The organism is Mycobacterium sp. SMC-4 (assembly GCF_025263265.1).
In the GTDB taxonomy this organism is placed as follows: Bacteria; Actinomycetota; Actinomycetes; order Mycobacteriales; family Mycobacteriaceae; genus Mycobacterium.
The window spans coordinates 4,037,241-4,057,859 of the sequence record NZ_CP079869.1; the positions used below are offsets into that span (position 1 = coordinate 4,037,241).

A 20,619-nucleotide genomic window follows, 5' to 3' on the forward strand; every position below is an offset into this window, starting at 1 on the left:
GTGCTCCCTCCACAGTGGACGTGCCCGTCAGGGCCCGGTGTGTCCTGCGAACCGTGGAGCTGCCCACCTATCCGATGTCGGCAGCTCCCGGCTCTGACCTGCTACAGATCTTCCATTGTTCCCTATCCCGGGCGAGTCGTGTGCAAAGACCCGGCGATAACGGTCAGCCGTCCTCGCGCGGCACCCAGCAGTTGGCGACGTGGTCATCGACCATGCCGGTCGCCTGCATGAGCGCATAGGCCGTTGTGGGCCCCACGAACCGGAACCCTCGGCGCTTGAGATCCTTGGCCATCGCGGTCGATTCCGGGGTCACCGCCGCCACTCGCGACAGGTCCACCGGCCGCGGCCGGGTGGCGGCGTCGGGCGGCGCGAACGACCACAACAGCTCACCGAGATCGATGCCCTGATCGGTGAGATCGGCGGTGGCGCGGGCATTGGCGACCGTGGCCTCGATCTTGGCCCGATTGCGGACGATCCCGGGATCGGCCAGCAACCGCTCGATGTCGCGATCGGTGTAGCGCGCGATTTTCTCGATGTCGAAGCCGTCGAACGCTGCGCGGAAGTTGTTCCGCTTGCGCAGGATGATCAGCCAGGACAGCCCGCTCTGGAAGGCCTCCAAGCTGATTCGCTCGAACAGCGCATCCGAATCACGCACCGGCCGGCCCCACTCCTGGTCGTGATAGTCCCGGTACAGCACGAAATCCTCTGCCGAGAGCCGTGATTGATCGATCCACCCACACCGGACCCGGCGGTCCTCGACTGCGCTGATCACTGCATGTCCCAGTGGTGCGCGCCGGTAGGAGCATCGCTTCGGTCGTCGTCGGGCGGGACCGGCGTATCGGCCTGGGCCAACTGCGCACGCAGCGAGTCGATCTCCCGACCCAGCCGCTCAAGCACCCAGTCGACTTCGCTGGTCTTGTAGCCCCGCAACGTCTGGGTGAACTTCAGCGCGTCGACATCGGCGCCGGTCACCTCCGCGACCGGCAGCACGGTGGCGGTGGTGGCGCGCGGCAGCGGAGGCAGCGGTTCCCCCCGACCGAACAACATGCTGCCGATGGCGAACAACACGATGCCGACGAGCACCAGCACGACGAGATAGAGCAGGACGAGCGTCACCCCTCGATAGTGCCTGACCGTCGCCCGCGCTATCCCGGCAACCGCGAGAGCAAGAGCTCAGCGCGGCCGCAGCGTCACCATCGGCGGGCGGTCGGCCAGCGAGACCGTCGACGTGCGCGGGGTGTAGTCCTCGCCGTCGGCGAAGAACTGGGTGAGCCCGACGCCGGAGTCGGGAATCCCGCAGCGTTGCAGCAACGTCGCGATCACCTGCCTGCTCATCGACGCCAGCTCGGTCAGCGGCCGGTTGCGGTGCGTGCGCACCCCGAGATTGACCTGGGCGATGGCGTCGAGGCCGAGGCGGTCGTAGGTGTCGACGAGCAGGCCGATCTCCACGCCGTAGCCGGGCGCGAACGGCACCGACGTCAACAGCTCACGGGTGCCGGCATACTCGCCGCCCAGCGGCTGGTACAGACACATCAACTCCGGCCGCAACGCTGCCAAAAGCGGGCGCGCCACCAGTTCGGTGACACGTCCGCCGCCATTGGCGTCCTCACCGCCGCTGACCTTGAGCGGGCGGCGGTAGAACCCCTTGACGAGATGGACACCGTCGGTGGTCAGCAGCGGGCCCAGCAGCTTGGGTACGAACATCGGGTCCGGATCGAGCAGGTCGGAGTCGACGAAGGCGATGATGTCGCCGGTGGTGGCGGCCAGCGAGCGCCACAAGACCTCACCCTTTCCGGGTTGGGGCGCCACCTCCGGCAGCGCGACCTCGCGGCTGACCACCCGAGCGCCGGCGGCGACGGCGCGGATCTCGGTGTCGTCGGTCGAGCCGGAGTCCAGCACGATCAGCTCGTCGACCAGTCCGCCCAGCAGCGGGATGATCGTCTCGACGACGCCGCCGACCGTCTCCTCTTCATTGAGGGCGGGCAGTACCACCGACACTGTCCGGCCCCGTTTGGCGGCTTCGAGGTCGGCAATGCTCCAGTGCGGCCGGCTCCAGCTGTGGTCGCCCAGCCAGCGGTGCCGAGCCACCTCGTCCAATTGCAGGTCGTTGACACGATCAGACAGCACAGTCATGCAAGTCCCCTCACCGTACGTTTCGGCTGACGGGCGCCTTTGATCGACGCGACCATCTCCAATACCCGACGCGTGGGTCCGACTTCGTGCACACGGAACATCGCTGCACCGTCGGCAGCCGCCAGGGCGGTCGCGGCCAGGGTGCCCTCGAGGCGCTCGGTCAGACCCACACCCAGAGTCTCCCCGACGAAATCTTTGTTACTCAGCGCCATCAGGACCGGCCATCCAGTTTTTACAAGCTCTTCCACATGACGCAACAAACTAAGACCGTGGTAAGTGTTCTTGCCGAAGTCATGGGTCGGATCGATCAGGATGCGCTCTGGTGACACTCCCAGACTGACCGCGTGTTCGGCTGCTCTGGTCACCTCGGCGACGACGTCGTCGACCACGCCGCGCTCGGAGATGCCGTAGTTGACCCGGAACGGGCGGGTGCGTGGCACCGCACCACCGGTGTGCGAGCACACCAGGCCGGCGTTGAATTCGGCGGCCACCTCGGCCAACGCGGGGTCGGCTCCGCTCCAGGTGTCGTTGATCAGATCGGCTCCGGCCGCGCAGGCCTGCTTGGCCACCTCGGCGCGCCAGGTATCCACCGAGATCAACTGGTCAGGAAACGCCGCACGCAGCCATTCGATGAAAGGCACCACGCGGGCGATCTCCTCGTCGGCGTCGACCTGCGCGCCGGGGCCGGCCTTCACCCCGCCGACGTCGACCACGTCGGCTCCCTCGTCGATGACCCGGCGCGCCGCATCCTGGGCAGCGCGGTCGGTGAAAGTGGCGCCGCGGTCGTAGAACGAGTCCGGCGTGCGGTTGACGATCGCCATGATCAGCGCCCGATCACCGGCCACCGGCCGCCCCAGATACGTCGAGTCCACCCTCTCAGGCTACGTTCCTGCGATTTCGGCGCGGTTTGTGACGCTCAGCGTCGCTGAGCGCGCCGAAATCACGGGTTCTCGCTACTTGGGTTTCTTACCGTCGGCGACTTCCTGCAGGTATTCGTCGTAGAACGGCACGTAGCCTTCCTGCTTGCCCGACAGTACGTAGATCGGGTCCTCGACCTTGACGTCATCGTCGTCGCCTTCGCCGCTGGAGCCGCCGTAGCCCTCTTTGCGCAGGTCGACCTTCTGGCTCTTGAAGGTCGAGGTGTGGGCGAGCTGTTCGACGACGCGGACGAACAACGGCATCGCGTACGTCGGCAACCGGTCGTACACCACCTCGGCCAGCGCCTTGCCGTCGAACTCCTGGCCGTCCTTGAGCTGCACGGCGACCATCCCGGCCCGGCCGCCGGTGTCGGGCACCTCGACGCCGTAGACGGTGCATTCCTCGACTTGATCAGCGGTCGACACCGCCGCCTCGACCTCGGTGGTCGCAACGTTCTCGCCCTTCCACCGGAACGTGTCGCCGAGCCGGTCGGTGAACGCGGCGTGCCCGAAACCCTGGTCGCGCATCAGGTCACCGGTGTTGAACCAGACGTCGCCGTCCTTGAATGCGTCACGGACGAGCTTCTTCTCCGACTCCTTGTCATCGGTGTAGCCGTCGAACGGCTGGAAGCTGCTGACCTTCGACAACAACAGGCCGGGCTCACCGTTTTTGACCTTGCGCACCCGACCGTCCTTGTCGCGCACCGGGTCTCCGGACTCGTCGTACTCGACGAAGGCCACCGGCGTCGGGCAGATGCCGGTGGTCTTGTCGAGGTTGAAGAAGTTGACGAACGCGGTGTTGCTCTCGCTGGCGGAGTAGAACTCGCACACCCGGTCGATACCGAACCGCTCGGTGAACTCGTCCCAGATGGCCGGCCGCAGGCCGTTGCCACAGATCACCCGCACCCGGTGTTGGCGATCGGTCGGCTTCTCGGGCTGATTGAGCAGATAGGCGCACACCTCGCCGATGTAGACGAATGCGCTCGCGTCGTAGCGGATCACCTCGTCCCAGAACTTCGACGCCGAGAACGACTTCCCGATTGCCAGCGAAGCACCGGAGTTCAGCACCGACGACAGCGCAACCGTCAAGGCATTGTTGTGGTAGAGCGGCAGGCAGCAGTACAGGGTGTCGCCGCTGTTGAGCCGCATACCCAGACCGCCGAACCCGGCCAGCGCCCGCAACCAGCGGTAGTGCGTCATCACGCTGGCCTTGGGCATGCCCGTGGTGCCCGAGGTGAAGATGTAGAAGGCCTTGTCCTTGGCCAGTACCGCCGCGGTGGTGTCGGGATTGGTGGTCGGGGCGTTCTCGGCGAGTTTCTTGACTTCCTCGAGGGTGACCAGCGCGTCGGTGTCGGCGCCGGATTCCTTGATGGGCTCGACGAACTCGGACTCGGCCACCACAACGGTGGCCGTGAGCAGACCGAGGCTGTGCTTGAGCACCTCGTCGCGTTGGTTGTAGTTCAGCATCCCCGAGATGGCACCGCACTTCACCGCCGCGAGCATCAGCAGAATGGGTTCGGGCGAGTTGCGCATCATGATGCCGACGACGTCACCTTTTCCGACGCCCCGGGCGGCCAGCACCGCGGCGTAGCGGTTCACCGTCTCGTTGGCCTCGGTATAGGAAAGCTCAGTGTCCTCGAACTTGAGGAAGACGCTGTCACCGTGCTGGGCGGCACGGTCCTGGAAGACCTTCCCGATCGAGGTCTTCCCCGACGGTCGGGCACCGAAGCCGGTCACCACGCCACGGATCATGGTAGGCGCGTCCTTCAGCAGACCCGGCACCTGCTTGGCGATATCGATCAGTCCGACACTGTGCCGGGTACCCGACGTGTTGGTCATAGTTGCCGCTCTTCCTCCGCTGTAGATGTGTGGGGCTCCAGCCGGGGTGCGCACGCGTTCAGGGCGGCCTCGACACTGTCGACGACGGTGAGGATGCGCATCGCGTCCGCACTGACGTAGCCCGTCCCGACCAGCCCGCGCAACCAGGCCAGTAGGCCGTCGTAGTGCCCGACAGTGTCGAGCATCACGATCGGTTTGTTGTGCATACCCAAATACGACGCTGTCCAGGCTTCGAAGAATTCCTCGAGGGTACCGATACCGCCGGGAAGCGCCAGGAAGGCGTCGGCGCGGTCCTCCATCACCTGTTTGCGTTCGCGCATGGTGTCGGTGACGACCAGTTCGTCGGCACCGGTGTCGGCGACCTCACGGTGGATCAGCGCCTTGGGGATGACGCCGACGGTGTAGCCGCCGCCGGCCCGCGCCGCGCCGGCCACCTCGCCCATCGCCGAGACGTTGCCGCCGCCCGACACCAGGGTCCACCCCCGCTCGGCGATCCCGGTGCCGACCCGGCGGGCCAACTCCATCAACTCAGGATGCCGCGGCCCGGAGGCGCAGTAGACGCACACCGCCCATTCACGCTCGAGATCTCGGGACACGGCCTCAAACCTAGCCATAGACTCCGGCGGTGCCTGTGCCTCCGCCGGTTCGTTGGGTGACCGCACCCGGTGAACCCGCTCTCGCGCAGGTCGCCTCCGTGCTGCGCGGTGAGTCGGGTGGAGCCGCGCTGATCGGCCCGGCGGGTGTCGGAAAGACCACCCTGGCCCGGCAGGCGGTCGAGCGTTGGGCGCCGGAGTATCCGCGGGTGGACTGGGTCCGGGCCACCGTGACCCGCGCATCGGTTCCGTTCGCCGCGTTCGAGCGCCTGATCGAGGTGCCCGAGCACGGGAAGACGGCGGCGGTGCTGCGGGCTGCGCGCGACGTTCTCGGCGACGGCCGGCTGCTGGTCATCGACGACGCACACCTGCTCGACCCGCTGTCGGCGACGCTGGTCTACCAGCTGGCGGTGAGCCGGTCGGTGACCTTGGTGCTGACGGTTTCCACGGCCGGCGACGATCTGACCAGCGGTCTGCCTGCCGAGGTCAACGCGCTGTGGGAGGACGGCCTGGTCTCCCGGGTCGACCTGCATCCAGCTGGGCAGGAGGACGGCCGTCTGCTGGTACAGGTCGAAGAGTTCGTCACCGGCCTGGCTCCGGACGTGCGCCGGGTGCTGGAGTTCCTGGCGGTCACCGATCCGTTGCCCCTCGAGCAGGCCGCGCAGCTGACCAGCGCAGGTGCGGTGGAAGCTGCGCTGCAGTCGACGGTGGTCAGCCTCGACGAGGACGGCCTGCGTCCGGCTCAGCCGCTGCTGGTCGACGCGGTGCGTGACGCGCTGGGCGGACCGGAGCTGCGCCGGCTGCGCACCGCGGTCGTCGAGCGGTTACCGGCCCACGGCGTGGTGGCTCGGCTACGGCGCGCGGTGCTGGCGGTCGACAGCGACTGGGCGCCGCCGATCGGTGAGCTTCGGTTCGCCGCCCAGGAGGCGCTGCGGTTGGGCGCGTTGGAACTCTGCGAACGACTCGGCCGGGCGGTGCTACAGCGCGAACCGGACCTCGGCGCGCGACTCGCGGTCGGCTACGCGTTGGCGTGGCAGGGTCGCGGACGGGAGGCCGACGAGGTGCTCGCCGACATCGACGCCGAGGGGTTGTCCGAGTCCGAGCTGCTGGCATGGGCCTTACCGACGGCGGCCAACAGGTTCTGGATGCTCTCGCAGCCCGAGCGCGCCACCGCCTTTCTGCACAGTACCCGGGCCAAGCTGTCGTCGCCGGCGGCCCGCACCACACTCGACGCGTTGGCGGCGACGTTCGCGATGAACTCCGGGAACCTGACTCGGGCAATGGAGTTGGCCGACGCGGTGCTGGCCACGCCGGACGCCGACGACACCGCGGTGGGGTGGGCGGGCTCGGCGGCGGCGCTGACCTCGGCTCGACGCGGACTGTTCGATCATGTCGACGAACTGGCCGAGCGCGCGGTGGCGGCCGGGCAGCCCGGACTGCTGCGGTTCACCAGCGGCTACGGTCAGATCACTGCGTTGGTGATGAACGGTCAGGCCGAGCGCGCACTGGCGCTGGCACACCGGCTCACCGACATCGCCGCGCGGCAGCAACCGGGCCGGGCCATCGGTGAAGTACTGCAGGCCGATGTCCTGATCGCCTCCGGGGAACCGGACCGGGCCGCGGCGCTGCTGCGTCGGGCCGCGACGACGTTGGCGCCGACCGGTTACTCCTGGGCGCCGCTGGCGTGGATGCTGTTGGCCCAGGCACTGGGCCGGCTGGGCCTGGCCGTCGACGCGGGCAAAGCCCTGACCCGCGCGGAGTCCCGCCACGGCCTGAAGTCGATGCTGTTCGCTCCGGAACTGGCCGTAGCGCGGGCCTGGACCAACTCTGCGCGCCGGGACTCTTTCGGCGCCGTCGCTGCGGCGCGCGAGGCTGCCAAGGCCGCACAACGCGGTGGACAGACCGCCGTGGCATTACGCGCGCTGCACTGCGCGGTGGAACTCGGAGACCGGCATGCGCGGGAGCCGCTGGCACGGTTGTGCAGCGAGGTGGACTGTGCGTTCGGCCGCAGTGCGCTGGCACAGGCCGGCCCACCGTCGTGATCTCAGTCCTCGGTCAGGACGTGATTCTCCAGGCGCAGTACCCGGTCGACCTCGATGGCGGCAAGGAATGCCGGGTCGTGGCTGACGACGACGAACGCTCCCCGGTAGGCCCGCAACGCGTCTTCGAGCTGCCCGACGCCGGCCAGGTCGAGGTTGTTGGTCGGTTCATCCAGCAGCAACAACTGCGGCGCAGGTTCGGCGAACAATACGCAGGCCAGTGTTGCGCGCAGGCGTTCCCCACCCGAAAGCGCCCGTACCGGCAGGTCGACCGCGGCACCGCGGAACAGGAACTGCGCCAGTAGATGTCGACGACGTGTCACCGATAGGCCCGGCGCGCAGGCCGCGAGATTCTGCGCCACGGTCGCGTCGTCGTCGAGAAGATCGAGTCGTTGCGAGACGTAGGCCACTCGCCCGGCCACCCCGGGCGGATATGCCACCTCGCCGCGTTTTGGGGTGATCTGGCCGTGCAACACCCGCAGCAGCGTCGTCTTGCCGGCGCCGTTGGGCCCGGTCAGCACGATGCGTTCCGGGCCCCGCACGTTCAGGCTGACCCCGGCAAGCAACGGGCGTCCCCCGACGGTCACGTGGATATCGTTGACCGACAACACGGTACGTCGCGAAGGTACCTCGGTCTCGGGCAGATTCAACACCAGGGCGTCGTCGTCGCGTATGGCCTGTTCGGCCTCGGCAAGCCGGGCCCGGGCCGCTTCGATGCGTCGGCTGTGCACCTCGGCGGCGCGGCCGGCGCTCTGCTGGGCGCGACGCTTGCGCGCCCCGGCGACAATCTTGGGAAGGCCGGCGTCGGGGAGGCCGCGCGCGGCGGTGCGGGCGCGACGCTCGGCACGCTCGCGGGCCTGTTGACGTTGCCTGGTCTCGCGTTTGAGGCTGAGCTCCGCGCTGCGCAGTTCGTCGTGCGCGGACTCGGCAGCCGCCCTGACCGTTGCCTGATACGTGGTGAAATCACCGCCGTAGAACGCGATCTCACCGCGGTGCAGTTCGGCGATCTGGTCCATCCGGTCGAGCAGCACCCGGTCGTGGCTGACCACCAGCAGGCATCCGTGGTAGTCGTCGAGCGCCCGGTAGAGCCGACGGCGTGCGGTGCTGTCGAGGTTGTTGGTCGGCTCGTCGAGCAACAACACATCGGGACGGTTCAACAGTTCACGGGCCACGCCCAGGAAGACGACCTCGCCACCGGACAGCGTCGGCACCGGGCGGTCCAGGGTGAGGTGGCTCAGACCGAGCCGGTCCAGTAGTGCCCGGCTACGCTCCTCGATGTCCCAGTCCTCGCCGATCTCTGCGAAGATGTGCTCGTCGGTGAAACCGGCGCTGAGCGCTTCGATCGCGTCGAGCACCTTTGCCGCACCGAGGAATTCGGCTACGCTGCAACGGGATATCAGCGGCGCCGTCTGGGATAGGTAGCCCAGCGCACCGTCGACGGCCACCGAACCGGCGCTGGGTGCGAGTTCGCCGGCGATCAGGCGCAGCAGGGTGCTCTTGCCGGCACCGTTGGGCGCCACCAGGCCGGTGCGTCCGGGACCCAGGGCGAACGACAGGCCGCTGAACAGTTCGGTGCCGTCGGGCCAAGAGAAGCCGAGGTCGGTACAGACCACAGTGGACATCAGGAGACGCTTTCTGCCAACGGGCACCGCCCGCATTTGAATCAGTGCAGCGTGCCGGACTCACCCGGTGATGTCGTCTCCCCACATGTCAACCAGAGTAAGCGGAAGGTCAAGCGGTTTAATGTCGCTAGGACCGTCCCCGGCCGATCACCAACCGTCGTCCGAGAACCGAGTCGTCGATTGTTCCCTCGTGCCACGCGCGATGACCGTTGACCCAGGTGGATACCACTGTGCTTCGCATGGTTTCACCTTCGAAGGGCGACCAGCCACACATCGAGAGCAGATGCTCCGGCGTGATGCGCTGCGGCCGAGACGGATCCACCAACACCATGTCGGCGTACCCACCCTCGCGCAGGTAGCCGCGGTCGGCAAGGCCGAACAGCACTGCGGGGCCATGACATGCGCGCTCGACCAGGGTCTCGATCGACAGATCGCCGCCGAACACCCGCTCGATCGCGACCTGTAGACAGTGCTGAACCAACGGTAGGCCGGCCGGTGCCCGCTCGTAGGTCTGCGCCTTCTCCTCGCGGGTATGCGGGGCGTGGTCGGTGGCCAGCACATCGAGGGTGCCGTTACCGAGCGCGGTGACCAACGCCTGACGATCACGGGAGAACTTCACCGCGGGGTTGCATTTGATCCAGTTGCCCAGCCGCGGATAGTCCGATGCGTCGAAATGCAGAAAGTGCACGCATGTTTCCGCGGTGATGCGCTTGTGCGCCAGCGGGACACCGGACTCCAACAGGTTGAGTTCCTCGGCAGTTGATACGTGCAGTACATGTAACCGGGCATCGTGGCGTCGCGCCAGTCCGATGGCCAGCTGAGTCGACTTCATGCATGCCTCAGCGCTGCGGATGTGCGGGTGTCGTGTCGCATCCAGCGCGTCACCGTAGGTGGCCTTCTCGGCCGCGAGATTCGCCTCGACGGTGGGGGTGTCCTCGCAGTGGGTGACGATCAAGGTGCCGGCCTCGCCGAAGATGGTGTTCAGTATCACCGGATCGTCGACGAGCATGTTGCCGGTAGAGGCGCCCATGAAGATCTTTATGCCGCAGCCATCCCGGTGAGTGAAGCGGCGGATCACCTCGATGTTGTCGTTGGTGGCGCCGAGGTAGAACGCGTAGTTCGCCAGTGAATTGCGTTCGGCCAGTGCGTACTTGTCGGCGAGGGTGGCCAGCGTGGTCGCCGGCGGCCGGGTGTTCGGCATCTCCATGAAGCTGGTGATTCCGCCGGCGACCGCGGCTCGGGACTCACTGTTGATCGTGCCCTTATGGGCAAATCCCGGTTCACGAAAATGCACCTGATCGTCGATGAGCCCGGGCAGCACCCAGGCGCCGTTCGCATCGACGACCAGGTCGCCGGGTCGGCCCGTCAGCTGCGGGCCGATCGCCGCGATGCGGTCCCGGTGGATGCGCAGGTCACCTTCGATGACCGAGCCATCGTTGACAAGGCGTGCGTTACAGATCAGCCAGTCCGCCACATCACCTCTCCAGCATCGACGCGGGCGCACATTGGGCCGCCACACACCTTATCGAGAATCATTTTCATTAAGGCCGATAGTAGGCCTGCCGGCAGCGTCTGTTACAGCGGGGGCGTCCCGGCTGTGAGGGTGCGTCCAGACCGTCGTGCGGGCGCCGGCATCGGGTGTGGTCGGCTACGCCGTCAAATAGCGGCGCAACATCGCGGTGACAGTCGCGATCTGCTCGACGTCGACGCGTTCGTCGGCGCGGTGGGCCAGATTCGGATCGCCCGGACCGTAGTTGACCGCGGGCACGCCCCGCGCCGCGAACCGTGCGACATCGGTCCAGCCGTACTTGGCGCGAACCTGCCCGTCGGCGGCCTCGACCAGCGCCGCGGCTGCCGGCCGGGTGAGCCCGGGCAGCGCGCCCGCCGCGGCGTCGGTGAGTTCGACGGCGATGTCCAGGCCGTCGAAAACCTCGCACACGTGCGCGTAAGCCTGCTCGACGCTGCGGTCGGGCGCGAAGCGGAAGTTCACCGTCACCGCGGCCGCATCGGGGATCACGTTGCCGGCGACACCACCGTCGATGCGTACCGCCGACAGTCCTTCTCGGTAGCGGCAGCCGTCGATGTCGACGCTGCGGGCCCGGTAGGACGCAAGCCGCGCCAGGACATCACCGAGTCTGTGGATCGCGTTGTCGCCCAGCCACGATCGCGCGGAATGCGCACGGGTGCCAGTCGTGGAGATGCGTACCCGCAGGGTTCCTTGGCAACCCGCTTCGATGTATCCGCCGGAGGGTTCACCCAGGATGGCGACGTCGGCGTCCAACCATTGCGGCAGCTCACGCTCGATACGCCCCAGGCCGTTGGCCGTCGCCTCGATCTCTTCGCAGTCGTAGAGCACCAGCGTGATGTCGTGGCGCGGGTCGGTGACCGTCGCCGCCAGGTGCAGGAACACCGCGTCGCCCGATTTCATGTCCGAGGTGCCGCAGCCGTGCAGTACGCCGTTCTCCAGCCGACTGGGCAGGTTGTCGGCGGCCGGCACGGTGTCGGTGTGCCCGGCCAGCAGCACCCGGCTCGGTCTGCCGTAGTCGGTGCGTGCCAGCACCGCGTCGCCGTTGCGGACGATGTGGTAGCCGACTGTCTGCTCGCGCAGTGCGGATTCGATCTCGTCGGCGATGAGCTTCTCGTGCCGCGACTCACTGGGAATGTCGACCAGCGCGGCGGTCAGCGCAGCCGGGTCACCGTGTAGGTCAAGCACCACGACCCTGACGTTAGTCTTAGCCCCGTGACTTCTGCATCAGGCATCGGTTTGGCGACGATCACGGCGGACGGGACGGTGCTCGACACCTGGTTCCCCGCACCCGAGCTCGGTACCGACGGTGAGTCCGGGACCGTCCGGCTCTCGGTGGCCGAGATCGGCGAAGAGCTTGCCGCCCTGGTCGGTCGCGACGAGGACCGCGGCGTGGAGGTCGTGGCCGTACGCACCGTCGTCTCGTCGCTGGCCGACAAGGCCGCCGACGCCTACGACGGGTACCTGCGCCTGCATCTGCTGTCCCATCGACTGGTCAAGCCGCACGGCCTCAACGCCGACGGGCTGTTCGGCGTGCTGACCAACGTGGTGTGGACCAACTTCGGTCCGTGTGCGGTCGAGGGCTTCGAGACGGTCCGCGCCCGGCTGCGCCGGCGCGGTCAGGTCGCCGTCTACGGGATCGACAAGTTCCCGCGGATGGTCGACTACGTGCTGCCTACGGGGGTGCGCATCGCCGACGCCGACCGGGTGCGCCTGGGTGCGCACCTGGCGCCGGGGACCACGGTGATGCACGAGGGTTTCGTCAACTTCAACGCCGGCACCCTGGGCAGCTCCATGGTGGAGGGGCGCATCTCGGCAGGTGTGGTGGTCGACGACGGATCGGACATCGGTGGCGGTGCGTCGATCATGGGTACCTTGTCCGGGGGCGGCACCCAGGTCATCTCCATCGGCAAGCGCTGCCTGCTGGGCGCCAACGCCGGGCTGGGCATCTCGCTGGGCGACGACTGCGTGGTCGAGGCCGGGTTGTATGTGACCGCGGGTACCAAGGTGCAGACCACCGAGGGGCAGACAGCGCGGGCCCGTGAGCTCTCCGGCGCGAACAACCTGCTCTTCCGCCGCAATTCGTTGTCCGGCGCGGTCGAGGTGGTCAAGCGCGACGGCACCGGCATCACGCTCAACGACGACCTGCACGCCAACTGACGGCCCGCTGGTCAGCCCGCGGCGTTGGCCCGCAGCGGTGGACACCCCTGCGGGAACAACTCGTAGTGCCAGATTTCGTTGGCATAGATCTGGCACAAGCCGAACCGTGATCCGTTGGCCAGCATCCATTGACTGGCCTGCACCGGTCCGATATCGACAGCCTGGCCGGTCACGTGCTTGGACGCCTCCGGGGTGGCCACCAGTTGGGCGGCCTGCTCCACACTGCCGTAGGTGCGCACGGCGTCGTCGAACAACCGCTGCTGGAAGCCCACCGACCGCCACCCCGAGGTGATGCGCAACGGGATGCCTGCCGCTTCGGCCTCCCGGGCGGCATCCTGCACCGCGCGCAGCAATGCCGGATCCAGCAGCGCCAGAGCCGGATTGGCCACATCGTCGAACGGCGAGAGCATGACCCCTTCGGGCAGATAGCCACCGGTGGTGTCGACAGCGGCGGGCCCGATCGTCAGTGGATCGGCCGCCGGCGCCGGCATCTCGACAGTGGGTGCGGGGGGAAGCGGGATGGTGGTCTGCATCAGCGCCACCGGCGGTGACTGGCCGCAGCCGGTGAGGCCGAGCATCGCGCCGGCGGCGATCACCCGCAATCCCGTCGACCAACTCGTCATCTCACACCCACGCAGCGAGTTCCTTTTTGAGCACCTTACCCATCGCATTGCGCGGCAGACTGTTCACCATCCGCACCAGGCGAGGACGCTTGTGCGCGGAAAGCTGCTGCGCCACATAATCAGTCAACTCGTCCGGGGCTGCGTCACCGACGACGAACGCCACGATCTTCTGCCCCAGATCATCATCCGGGGCGCCGATCACCGCGACCTCGGCCACCCCGGGATGACCCAACAGCGCGGTCTCGATCTCGCCCGCTCCCACCCGGTAACCGCCGGTTTTGATCAGGTCGACCGACTCACGCCCGACGATGCGGTGCATCCCGTGCTCGTCGATGACGGCGACGTCGCCGGTGCGGTACCACCCGTCGCCGCCCAGCACGTCGGCGGTGGCATCGGGCCGGTTGAGATAGCCGTCGAACAGCGTCGGACTCTGTACCTGCAGACGCCCGATCGTCGCCCCGTCATGGGCCACCTCGGTGCCGGCCTCGTCGACCAGTCGGGTAGCCACACCGGCCAGCGGCAGACCCACCCACCCGGCACGGCGATCACCGTCGGCCACCGTGCTCAGCGTGATCAGCGATTCGGTACTGCCGTACCGTTCGACCGGCTGGTGGCCGCTGAGTCCGGCCAGCCCGTCGAACACCGGTACCGGCAGCGGCGCACTGCCTGACACCAGCAGGCGGGCACCCGAAAGCGCCCGGGCGGCGACACCGTCATCGACGATGCGCGACCACACCGTGGGAACTCCGAACAGCAGTGAACCGCCACGTTCGGTGACGGCCTCGGCGTAGGACTCGGGTGTGGGCTTGCCGGTATGGATGAACCGGTTGCCGATGCGCAGCGAGCCGAGCAGCCCCAGTACCAGGCCGTGCACGTGATAGAGCGGCAGACCGTGCACCAGTGTGTCCTCGGCGGTCCACCCCCATGCCGCGGCGAGCATGTCGATGTCGGCGGCGATCGCCCGACGGCTCAGGACGACGCCCTTGGGTGGGCCGGTGGTGCCGGAGGTGTAGATGATCAGTGCCGTCACATCGGCCGGCGGTTCCTGATAACGGTGCCAGGACCGCGCGTGCAGTCGAACCGGGATGTGCCCGAGGCCCTCGGTCTCGTCGGGCCGTTCTCCCAGCCAGGCCTGCGCGCCGGAGTCGGTGAGGATGTGCCGACGCTCGGCCACGCCGACATCGGCGGGCACCGGGACGGCGGGAACACCGGCGATCAGACACCCGGTGATGGCCAGTACGGTCGCCGCGGTGGGACGTGCGAGCACCGCGACCCGGGCCGCGCCGGCCACCCGCTCGGCGACCGATGTCGCCGCACCGACGAGGTCGCTGCGGCTCAGTGACATGCCGTCGATGCGCACCGCGTCGCCCAGGTCGGCGCCGGCGGCCACCGCCGCAGGGTTGAGGGAGGCCAGCAACACCACCTGAGGCTACCTCGGCGGCCTGGGCATACTGAGGGGCGTGGATTCGATCCGGGCCGTGGGTTCGCGCGAGGTGTACTGCAATACCTGGATGAGCCTGCGTGAAGACGACATCCGCCGGCCCGACGGCAGCCTCGGAATCTACGCGGTGGTCGACAAGCCGGACTACGCGCTGGTGATCGCCCGCGACCGCACCCCCGCCGGTGATCGCTTCCACCTCGTCGAGCAGTTCCGCTACCCACTGGGCATGCGCCGCTGGGAGTTCCCGCAGGGCACCGTTGCCGGCCGCTCGGATCTCGACCCCGCCGAACTGGCCGCGCGTGAACTCCGTGAGGAGACGGGGTGCACCGCCGAGTCGATGACCGAGCTCGGAACCCTTGATGTCGCCCCCGGAATGAGTAGTCAACGCGGCCGGGTCTTCCTGGCCACCGGCATCAGCGAGGGCCCGCACCAACGCGAGCACGAAGAGCAGGACATGACCAGCGGGTGGTTCGACCGTACCGAGGTCGAGCAGATGATCCGCGACGGCGTCATCACCGACGCGCAGTCTCTGGCCGCGTGGACTCTGCTGCTGCTATACGAACGTTGATCGCCCTCGGCCCGAACAGGATTCAGCTCGGAACGTACTGATACCAAGCTGTGACGCAACTGTGCCGCTACCGGTCGTGTCGGTCAGGCAGGTTGACGGATAGGGCAATTAGGTTGTGAACTGCCAACACTGGACAACACTGCGAGGAACCATGTCTGCCCCCCGGGCGCGCAGCGCGCTAGCATCCGCGACAGTCTTTGCCGCGCTGGGCGTTTGCACCGCAGCCACGGCACAGGCCGCACCCCAGGGATGGAACGGCCGATACACGGTGGTGACCTACGCGTCGGAGAAGATGGGCACCAGCGTCGCGGCACGCCAACCGGAGCCGGATTTCAGCGCGCAGTACAGGTTTACGACGTCCTGCGCCACCATCTGCACGGCCACTGCCTCGGACGGCCCGGCGCCCACCAACCCCACCATCCCGCAGCCCACCCGCTACGCATGGGACGGCAAACAGTGGGTCTTCAACTACAACTGGCAGTGGGAGTGCTTCCGCGGTGACGACGTGCCGCGCGAGTACGCACCGGCCCGCTCACTGGTGTTCTATGCGCCGGCGCCGGACGGGTCGCTGTTCGGCACGTGGCGCACCGAGATCCTCGACGGCCTGTGCAAGGGCACTGTCATCATGCCGGTGGCCGCGTACCCGGCCTGATTGCGGGCGCGCTGTCGTGCGCAACCTCAGCTCAGGCGCTGCACTGCCGAGGCGATCCGCTCGTCGGTGGCCGTCAACGCGATCCGGACATGCTGGGCACCACGCGGGCCGTAGAACTCCCCCGGCGCGACCAGGATGCCGCGTTCGGCAAACCAGGCCAGGGTCTGCCGGCACGGTTGACCGCGAGTCGCCCACAGATAGAGCCCCGCTTCGGAGTGGTCGACGGTGAAGCCGGCCGATTGCAGTGCATCGAGTAGTGCGGCCCGGCGTCGCGCATAACGCTCTCGCTGGGCCAGCTCGTGCTCGTCATCGTCGAACGCGGCCACCATCGCGCCCTGCACCGGAAACGGCACCATCATGCCGGCGTGCTTGCGCACCGCCAGCAGCTCGGCGACGACCGCGGGATCACCGGCGACCAGACCCGCCCGGTAACCGGCCAGCGACGAGGTCTTCGACAGCGAATGCAGCGCCAGCAACCCGGTGTGGTCGCCGTCGCAGACGTCGGGGTGCAGGATCGACACCGGCGCGGCCTCCCATCCGAGGCCCAGGTAACACTCGTCGGAAGCGACCAGCACCCCGCGCTCGCGGGCCCAGTCGACAACCTTGCGCAGATGCTCGACGCCGAGGACCTTGCCGGTCGGGTTGCTCGGCGAGTTCAGGTAGACAAGGGCCGTGGGCAAAGGTCCCAGCTGGGTCAGCGAATCGGCTCGGATGACCTGCGCTCCGGCCAGCAGCGCCCCCACCTCGTAGGTGGGGTAGGCCAGCTCCGGCACGACCACGGTGTCGCCGGATCCGAGTCCGAGCAACGTCGGAAGCCAGGCGATCAGCTCCTTGGTGCCGATCGAGGGCAATACTGCCTGCGGGGTCAGCCCGGTGATGCCGTACCTGCGCTGCAGCGCCGCGACCGCGGAACTGCGCAGCGCTTCGGTACCTGCTGTCGTCGGGTACCCGGGAGCGGCGCTGGCGGCCGCGAGCGCATCACGGATGACCGCCGCGACCGGATCGACCGGTGTGCCCACCGACAGGTCGACGATCCCGTCTGGGTGCGCTCGTGCGGTGGCCGTGACTTCTGCCAGCGTGTCCCACGGGAACACCGGCAACGCCGCCGATTTCAATGGCCGGTGGCCGACGTCAGCGCCTTCCCGGTCATCGCGTGCGCGCGCCGTTGTTCTCAGTCCTCGCCCTGCGGCGGCAGGCTCTTTACCTCCGCCGGGTCGTTGTCGGTCTGGCCGACCTTCGACGCTCCGCCGGGCGACCCGAGCTCGCTGAAGAAGTCCGCGTTGCTCTGGGTGTAGCTACTCCACTGGTCGGGGACGTCGTCCTCGTAGTAGATCGCCTCCACCGGACACACCGGTTCGCAAGCGCCGCAGTCGACGCACTCGTCCGGGTGGATGTACAGCATGCGTGCGCCCTCGTAGATGCAGTCGACAGGGCATTCCTCGATGCACGCCTTGTCTTTGACGTCGACGCAAGGCTCGGCAATGACGTACGTCACCTAACTACTCCTCAAGTCCTCTCGAACTGCAATCCTGCGGGCTGCTTAACAGGTAGAGAGCTCAACTGCGAACAGGTCCCAGCAAGTATCCCTGCCCTTGCCGGGACGTTTGCCTTAGTGTCCCCTAACTAGCGCAATCCGGTTTAGGGGTTGCGCGTGGTTACAGATACTAACCGTCTCATTTACCGCTCGCCTAGTCAGGTGCGCGCCGTGTCCGGTGCGCAACGAGTTGCTCAGGGTTCGGCCGCTGCCCTACGCGCCCGGGGTGGGTCTGCCGCACGCGATGCTGGTCTCGCTCTGCGCACAGCCGAGCTCGGGATCTGACCTCGCCCGGCGATTCGGCCGGACACGACGGTCTGTTCGGTCTCCGAAGCCGGGTGCACCGAATGGGCGCGCGGGATCGCCGAGCAGTCGCCGCGGCGGGGCGCCCGCGGAGGCGCCCGTACCCTGAGCACCTGACCGGTCGCTGCGGTGCCGCACCGACTCGGCGCTCAGGCCGCCAGCGGGGTGTAGTCGGTGGACCGCTGGCGTGCCGGGCGCCCGATGCCCTCGGCGATGGCGACGAGCTCGGCGGCCGTCTTGGCCGAACCGTTCTCCGATCCCGCCATCCGCGAGATGGTCTCCTCCATCAGGGTGCCGCCGAGGTCGTTGGCCCCGCCGCGCAGCATCACCTGGGTGCGCTGCACACCGAGTTTGACCCAGCTGGTCTGGATGTTGGAGATCCTGCCGTGCAGCATGATCCGCGCCAACGCATGTACGGCGCGGTTGTCCCGGTGCGTCGGGCCCGGACGCGCCCCACCGGCCAGATAGAGCGGCGAGGACTGGTGCACGAACGGCAACGGCACGAACTCGGTGAATCCCCCGGTTCGATCCTGGATGTCGCGGAGCACCCGCAGGTGTCCCACCCAGTGCCGCGGCGTGTCGACATGGCCGTACATCATCGTCGAACTCGATCGCAGCCCGACCTCGTGGGCGGTGGTGATGACGTCGATCCACATCGAGGTCGGTAGCTTGCCCTTGGTCAGTACCCAGCGCACCTCATCGTCGAGGATCTCCGCGGCCGTGCCCGGTATCGATCCCAGACCGGCCTCACGCAGTGCGATCAGCCACTCCCGCACGCTCAAGCCGCTCTTGGTGACGCCGTTGGCGATCTCCATCGGACTGAACGCGTGGATGTGCATCGAAGGCACCCGCGCTTTGACCGCGCGGACCAGATCCGCGTAACCGGTCACGGGCAACTCCGGGTCGATTCCGCCCTGCATGCACACCTCGGTGGCGCCGGCGACGTGAGCCTCCCACGCCCGGTCGGCGACCTCGGCGGTGGACAGCGAGTACGCGTCGGCGTCGCCCTTGCGCTGGGCGAACGCACAGAAACGGCACCCGGTGTAGCAGATGTTGGTGAAGTTGATGTTGCGGTTGACGACGAACGTGACGTCATCGCCGACAGCATCGCGGCGCAGCGAATCTGCCAGTGCGGCAACAGCGTCGAGCGCCGAACCGTCGGCGGTGGCCAGCGCGAGGTACTCGTCGTCGGTGCACGCGGCCGGGTCACGTTCGGCAGTTTTCAGCGCGGACAGCACATCGGTGTCGATGCGTTCGGGCCCGCGGGCGGCCAGCTCCCCTACCTTCTGACGGATCGACTCCCAATCGCCGAATGCGCTGTCGAGGTCGCTGCGGGTATCGGTGAGTCGACCCGCATCGTCGATGGCCGCGTGCAGATCAACCCGCCCCAAGGACTCCGAGGCCTCGTCGGGTTCCTGCCACGGGCGCCCGGCCGGATTGACGTCGAGTGCATACCCGGTGTCCGGGTCGGCCAGCGCGTCGACGTGCCCACGCACGCGCGGATCGATCCAGGCGGCGCCGGCCTGCACATACTGCGGCTGCGCGGTGAGGCGCTGCACCAGGTCGTAGCCGGCCTCGGCGGTGACGGCGGCGAGTTCGTCGAGCGCCGGCCAGGGTCGTTCCGGGTTCACGTGGTCGGGAGTCAGCGGTGAAACCCCACCCCAGTCGTCGACTCCGGCGGCGATCAGGGCCAGGCACTCCTGGCGCGACACCAGGTTCGGCGGGGCCTGGATGCGCATCTTGGGCCCCAGCACCAGACGGGTGACCGCGATGGTGGCCACGAAATCGTCGAAGCCGGCATCGGGCGCACCGGCCATCGCGGTGTGGTCCTTGGCCCGGAAGTTCTGCACAATGACTTCCTGGATGTGCCCGAACTCTTTGTGCGAGCGGCGGATCGCGTGAATGGTCTCGGCCCGCTCGGCCAGCGTCTCACCAATACCGACCAGCAGTCCTGTGGTGAACGGAATGGACAGCCGGCCCGCATCGGCCAGCGTGCGCAGGCGCACCTCGGGGTCCTTGTCGGGACTGCCGTAGTGGGCCTGACCCTTGTCCTCGAACAGCCGGCGCGAGGTCGTCTCCAGCATCATCCCCATCGATGGCGCAACGGGTTTGAGTCGCGACAGTTCGGCCCAGCTCATCACCCCGGGGTTCAGATGCGGCAACAGCCCGGTCTCCTCGAGCACCCGGATGGCCATCGCTCGCACGTAGTCCAGTGTGGAGTCATACCCGCGCTCGTCGAGCCACTGGCGGGCCTCGTCCCAGCGCGCCTCCGGCCGGTCACCGAGGGTGAACAATGCCTCTTTGCAACCCATCTCGGCACCGCGGCGTGCAATGTCGAGGATCTCGTCGGGCTCCAGGTACATGCCCTTGCCCTGGGCGCGCAGTCGGCCGGGCACGGTTACGAACGTGCAGTAGTGGCAGGTATCGCGACACAGGTGGGTGATCGGGATGAAGACCTTGCGTGAGTAGCTGACCGGCAACGCCCCGGTACCGCCCCGCCGGCCCGCCGCTGCCAGGCCGGCGTCGCGCACCCGCGCGGCGCTGACACACAACTCGGTCAGGTCGTCGCCGCGGGCGGACAACGCGATGGCAGCCTCGTCGACGTTGAGCGCCACACCGTCGCGGGCCCGCCGCAGCACGCGCCGCATCGCGGCGGCATTACGGGCGGGC

The 20,619-nt window shown here is 67.9% G+C and carries 18 protein-coding genes; 4 read left to right on the forward strand and 14 right to left on the reverse strand.

The window, feature by feature from the left end; genetic code table 11:
- Positions 1 to 163 precede the first annotated feature (163 nt).
- The 6 genes from KXD98_RS19045 to KXD98_RS19070 all read right to left on the reverse strand — a co-directional run bounded on the left by KXD98_RS19045 (position 164) and on the right by KXD98_RS19070 (position 5,485).
- Complete coding sequence (locus KXD98_RS19045; RefSeq protein ID WP_260765307.1) at positions 164 to 769, reverse strand: DNA-3-methyladenine glycosylase I; 606 nt, start codon at positions 767 to 769, stop codon at positions 164 to 166.
- The gene (locus KXD98_RS19050; RefSeq protein ID WP_260759887.1) at positions 769 to 1,116 is read right to left on the reverse strand and encodes a DivIVA domain-containing protein; all 348 of its coding nucleotides are present in this window, start codon (positions 1,114 to 1,116) and stop codon (positions 769 to 771) included. Before KXD98_RS19050 ends, KXD98_RS19045 begins: the two co-directional genes overlap by 1 nt.
- A 57-nt stretch (positions 1,117 to 1,173) precedes the next feature.
- Positions 1,174 to 2,133, reverse strand: coding sequence for a glucosyl-3-phosphoglycerate synthase (locus KXD98_RS19055; RefSeq protein WP_260759888.1), 960 nt, complete (start codon positions 2,131 to 2,133; stop codon positions 1,174 to 1,176).
- On the reverse strand, positions 2,130 to 2,954 hold the full coding sequence (folP, locus tag KXD98_RS19060) for a dihydropteroate synthase (RefSeq protein WP_260765308.1): 825 nt from the start codon (positions 2,952 to 2,954) through the stop codon (positions 2,130 to 2,132). Before folP ends, KXD98_RS19055 begins: the two co-directional genes overlap by 4 nt.
- A gap of 132 nt (positions 2,955 to 3,086) precedes the next feature.
- Complete coding sequence (gene fadD6, locus KXD98_RS19065; RefSeq protein ID WP_260759889.1) at positions 3,087 to 4,889, reverse strand: long-chain-acyl-CoA synthetase FadD6; 1,803 nt, start codon at positions 4,887 to 4,889, stop codon at positions 3,087 to 3,089.
- Complete coding sequence (locus tag KXD98_RS19070; protein WP_260759890.1) at positions 4,886 to 5,485, reverse strand: TIGR00730 family Rossman fold protein; 600 nt, start codon at positions 5,483 to 5,485, stop codon at positions 4,886 to 4,888. The genes fadD6 and KXD98_RS19070 overlap by 4 nt, the downstream gene beginning before the upstream one ends.
- Before the next feature lie 35 nt (positions 5,486 to 5,520).
- On the opposite strand from KXD98_RS19070, the gene KXD98_RS19075 reads away from it, so the two are divergent.
- The gene (locus tag KXD98_RS19075; RefSeq protein ID WP_396883248.1) at positions 5,521 to 7,524 is read left to right on the forward strand and encodes an AAA family ATPase; all 2,004 of its coding nucleotides are present in this window, start codon (positions 5,521 to 5,523) and stop codon (positions 7,522 to 7,524) included.
- A gap of 2 nt (positions 7,525 to 7,526) precedes the next feature.
- Here KXD98_RS19075 and KXD98_RS19080 read toward each other — a convergent pair whose 3' ends face one another.
- The 3 genes from KXD98_RS19080 to dapE form a co-directional block, all read right to left on the reverse strand.
- Positions 7,527 to 9,143, reverse strand: coding sequence for an ABC-F family ATP-binding cassette domain-containing protein (locus tag KXD98_RS19080; protein ID WP_260759892.1), 1,617 nt, complete (start codon positions 9,141 to 9,143; stop codon positions 7,527 to 7,529).
- A 127-nt stretch (positions 9,144 to 9,270) separates the two neighbouring features.
- The gene (locus KXD98_RS19085; protein ID WP_260759893.1) at positions 9,271 to 10,617 is read right to left on the reverse strand and encodes a dihydroorotase; all 1,347 of its coding nucleotides are present in this window, start codon (positions 10,615 to 10,617) and stop codon (positions 9,271 to 9,273) included.
- A gap of 174 nt (positions 10,618 to 10,791) precedes the next feature.
- The gene (dapE, locus tag KXD98_RS19090) at positions 10,792 to 11,856 is read right to left on the reverse strand and encodes a succinyl-diaminopimelate desuccinylase (RefSeq protein ID WP_260765309.1); all 1,065 of its coding nucleotides are present in this window, start codon (positions 11,854 to 11,856) and stop codon (positions 10,792 to 10,794) included.
- Between the two features lie 27 nt (positions 11,857 to 11,883).
- Here dapE and dapD point away from each other — a divergent pair, with 27 nt between their 5' ends.
- A complete protein-coding gene (gene dapD, locus KXD98_RS19095; RefSeq protein ID WP_260759894.1) occupies positions 11,884 to 12,828 on the forward strand; it encodes a 2,3,4,5-tetrahydropyridine-2,6-dicarboxylate N-succinyltransferase in 945 nt (314 codons plus the stop codon).
- A gap of 11 nt (positions 12,829 to 12,839) precedes the next feature.
- Here the strand turns inward: dapD and KXD98_RS19100 are convergent, their stop codons facing one another.
- Positions 12,840 to 13,451 carry a M15 family metallopeptidase gene (locus KXD98_RS19100; protein ID WP_260759895.1) on the reverse strand — a complete coding sequence of 204 codons (612 nt, stop codon included), beginning with the start codon at positions 13,449 to 13,451 and terminating at the stop codon, positions 12,840 to 12,842.
- Between the two features lies 1 nt (position 13,452).
- Positions 13,453 to 14,871 carry an acyl-CoA synthetase gene (locus tag KXD98_RS19105; RefSeq protein WP_260759896.1) on the reverse strand — a complete coding sequence of 473 codons (1,419 nt, stop codon included), beginning with the start codon at positions 14,869 to 14,871 and terminating at the stop codon, positions 13,453 to 13,455.
- 40 nt (positions 14,872 to 14,911) lie between these two features.
- Here KXD98_RS19105 and KXD98_RS19110 point away from each other — a divergent pair, with 40 nt between their 5' ends.
- Together KXD98_RS19110 and KXD98_RS19115 are read left to right on the forward strand one after the other, a co-directional pair.
- Complete coding sequence (locus tag KXD98_RS19110; RefSeq protein ID WP_260759897.1) at positions 14,912 to 15,460, forward strand: NUDIX hydrolase; 549 nt, start codon at positions 14,912 to 14,914, stop codon at positions 15,458 to 15,460.
- Between the two features lie 151 nt (positions 15,461 to 15,611).
- On the forward strand, positions 15,612 to 16,112 hold the full coding sequence (locus KXD98_RS19115; protein WP_260759898.1) for a hypothetical protein: 501 nt from the start codon (positions 15,612 to 15,614) through the stop codon (positions 16,110 to 16,112).
- A gap of 26 nt (positions 16,113 to 16,138) precedes the next feature.
- Here the strand turns inward: KXD98_RS19115 and dapC are convergent, their stop codons facing one another.
- The 3 genes from dapC to KXD98_RS19130 form a co-directional block, all read right to left on the reverse strand.
- Positions 16,139 to 17,227, reverse strand: a complete 1,089-nt coding sequence (gene dapC / locus KXD98_RS19120) for a succinyldiaminopimelate transaminase (protein ID WP_260759899.1) — start codon at positions 17,225 to 17,227, stop codon at positions 16,139 to 16,141.
- Between the two features lie 56 nt (positions 17,228 to 17,283).
- A complete protein-coding gene (gene fdxA / locus KXD98_RS19125; RefSeq protein ID WP_260759900.1) occupies positions 17,284 to 17,607 on the reverse strand; it encodes a ferredoxin in 324 nt (107 codons plus the stop codon).
- A 491-nt stretch (positions 17,608 to 18,098) separates the two neighbouring features.
- Positions 18,099 to 20,597, reverse strand: coding sequence for a bifunctional FO biosynthesis protein CofGH (locus KXD98_RS19130; RefSeq protein ID WP_260765311.1), 2,499 nt, complete (start codon positions 20,595 to 20,597; stop codon positions 18,099 to 18,101).
- Positions 20,598 to 20,619: the final 22 nt, after the last annotated feature.

Excerpts from the sequence above, each read along its gene's own strand:
- KXD98_RS19080 (WP_260759892.1), bottom strand. The coding sequence starts at position 9,143 with ATGTCCACTGTGGTCTGTACCGACCTCGGCTTCTCTTGGCCCGACGGC.
- KXD98_RS19115 (WP_260759898.1), top strand. The coding sequence starts at position 15,612 with ATGTCTGCCCCCCGGGCGCGCAGCGCGCTAGCATCCGCGACAGTCTTT.
- folP (WP_260765308.1), bottom strand. The coding sequence starts at position 2,954 with ATGGCGATCGTCAACCGCACGCCGGACTCGTTCTACGACCGCGGCGCC.
- KXD98_RS19100 (WP_260759895.1), bottom strand. The coding sequence starts at position 13,451 with ATGACGAGTTGGTCGACGGGATTGCGGGTGATCGCCGCCGGCGCGATG.
- fadD6 (WP_260759889.1), bottom strand. The coding sequence starts at position 4,889 with ATGACCAACACGTCGGGTACCCGGCACAGTGTCGGACTGATCGATATC.
- KXD98_RS19055 (WP_260759888.1), bottom strand. The coding sequence starts at position 2,133 with ATGACTGTGCTGTCTGATCGTGTCAACGACCTGCAATTGGACGAGGTG.
- KXD98_RS19130 (WP_260765311.1), bottom strand. The coding sequence starts at position 20,597 with ATGCGGCGCGTGCTGCGGCGGGCCCGCGACGGTGTGGCGCTCAACGTC.